The sequence below is a fragment of the Peptoniphilus sp. genome (genome assembly GCF_034090345.1).
Taxonomy (GTDB): domain Bacteria; phylum Bacillota; class Clostridia; order Tissierellales; family Peptoniphilaceae; genus Peptoniphilus.
The window spans coordinates 1-2431 of the sequence record NZ_JAXDSS010000013.1 but is presented as its reverse complement, the minus strand read 5'-3'; the positions used below and the strand labels follow the sequence as shown (position 1 = coordinate 2431).

2 protein-coding genes are annotated in these 2431 nt (G+C 33.4%); both read right to left on the bottom strand.

Going from position 1 to position 2431, the window contains the following annotated elements; genetic code table 11:
- A partial coding sequence (gene guaA / locus SOR77_RS00830) for a glutamine-hydrolyzing GMP synthase (protein WP_320635322.1) occupies positions 1-1514 on the bottom strand: 1514 nt, incomplete at its 3' end.
- Positions 1515-1522: 8 nt separating this feature from the next.
- On the bottom strand, positions 1523-2431 hold a 909-nt coding region (locus SOR77_RS00825; protein ID WP_320635321.1), incomplete at its 5' end, for an acyltransferase.

Sequence of the window (2431 nt, the reverse complement as noted above, 5' to 3'; positions counted from 1 at the left end):
TCCCACTCAATAGTTGCTGGTGGTTTACTTGTTATATCATACACAATTCTATTTATGTGTTTTACTTCATTTACTATTCTAACTGAAACTTTATCTAAAACTTCGTATGGAATTCTCGACCAATCTGCTGTCATGAAGTCTGTAGTCTTAACTGCTCTTAGAGCAAGTGTGTAGTCGTATGTTCTAAAATCTCCCATAACTCCTACCGTTCTGTTATTCGTAAGAACTGCAAAGTATTGGTTTATATCAGAGTCAAGTCCTGCTTTTGCAATTTCTTCTCTAAAGATTGCATCTGCATCTCTTAGTAAATCTAATTTTTCTTTGGTTACTTCTCCAATTACTCTTATTCCAAGTCCCGGTCCTGGGAATGGTTGTCTATTTACTAAATAGTCTTTAAGTCCAAGTTCTCTACCAAGTTGTCTAACTTCATCTTTAAACAACATTCTAAGCGGTTCTACTATGTCTTTAAAGTCTACAACTGATGGAAGTCCGCCTACATTGTGGTGGCTCTTTATCACTGCCGCATCTCCAAGTCCTGATTCTATTATGTCCGGATAAATTGTTCCTTGAGCTAAGAAATCTACTGAGCCGATTTTCTTTCCTTCATCTTCAAATACTCTGATAAATTCTTCTCCAATTGCCTTTCTCTTGTCTTCCGGATCTGTAACTCCTTTAAGTCTCTTCAAAAATCTCTCTTCAGCATCAACTCTTATAAAGTTCATTCCTGAGTCTTTAAAAGCTTCTTCAACTTCTAAAGCTTCGTTCTTTCTCATCAGACCATGGTCAACTAAGATACAGGTCAAGTTTTCTCCAACTGCTTCTGAAAGTAGTGCTGCTGCAACTGATGAATCTACTCCACCTGATAGAGCTAATAAAACTTTGCCATCTCCTACTTTTTCTCTTATGGAAGAAATAAGTGTTGTCTTATAATTTGCCATTGTCCAGTCTTGTTCTTCACCAACAATATTTACAATGAAGTTTTTTAACATTTCTGTTCCAAATTCTGAGTGATTAACTTCCGGGTGGAATTGAAAGCCATATAGTTTCTTTTCATCGCTTGCTATTGCAGCATTTTCTGTGTTATCTGTTTTAGCGATTGTCTTAAATCCTTCCGGTAATTCAACAACTTTATCAACGTGGCTCATCCATACTGTAGAGTCTTGTTTTATGCCATCGAATATTTTGTTATCAGATATATTTAAAACAGTTTTTCCAAACTCTCTTTCAGTTGAAGCTTTTACTTGTCCTCCAAGTACATGGCTCATAAGTTGCATACCATAGCAAAGTCCCAATACTGGGATTCCAAGTTCAAAGATTTCTTTGTCTATGCTTGGTGCTCCTTCTTCATAAACTGAATTAGGCCCCCCTGTAAAAACTATTCCGCTCGGCTTCTTTTCTTTTATAGCTTCTAAAGCCTTGCTATATGGAACTACTTCACAGTACACATTAAGATCTCTTATTCTTCTTGCTATAAGTTGGTTATACTGTCCTCCAAAATCAACAACTAAAATCATTTTTCCTCCTATTTTATCTTTTTCTTAACTATATTATAAATGCTATATGGTATAAGTTCTAGTACTATAATCATTAAACTCATTATAATTGGATACATTACTTTAAAATCTTTAAATGCTTCAGGTATTAATCCAACTTTTAGAAAATATTCAAGCACTAATATATGTGTTGTGTATATAAAAAGTGTTGAATTTGACAGCAAACTCAATTCTGTATCTGTCTTTGACTTAACCACAAATAAAAATACGCTGACTGCATATATAAAGCTAAGTGGATTTACCATTTCAAAGTATGTTACAAAATTTGCATCCGTAGGATTTTTCATCAAAATATCAATCATATACCAGATTGCAAATGCTCCAAATATTGAAAAACCTCTTGGTATATCTTCTTTGTATTTAAAAATATAGTGTCCTATCATTGCATAACCTATGGTTGAGTAACTCATTGACAAACTGTATGTCAAAATGAATGGATTTTTAATTAGATTTAAAGTTTTTAAATGTGGCACGACTATTGAACCTAGGAAAAATAAAAATATTGCAAATCTATATTCATTCCTAGTCATATTTGAAACCAATCTATAAACTACCGGCGCTGATATAAAAAGCACAACTGCAATGTAGAGATAATACAAATGAAATTTTTCATTAAACTTCATAAGATTTTCCATACTGGTGTCATTCATCCACCAACCGTCCCAATATCTATATACAAAGTTAAAGAATATTATTAAAAATACCAGTTTAAGCACCATCTTAAATGTCTTTTTGGGAGTTGGTTTTCTTCTATATAGCAAAGCTCCGCTCGCCATCATAAATAGTGGCACTGCGCATCTTGATAGCGCACCATAAAATATTTTAAAGTTTATCAGTTCTTCTGAAACCATATATATATTTGTGTGTATCATCAGAAC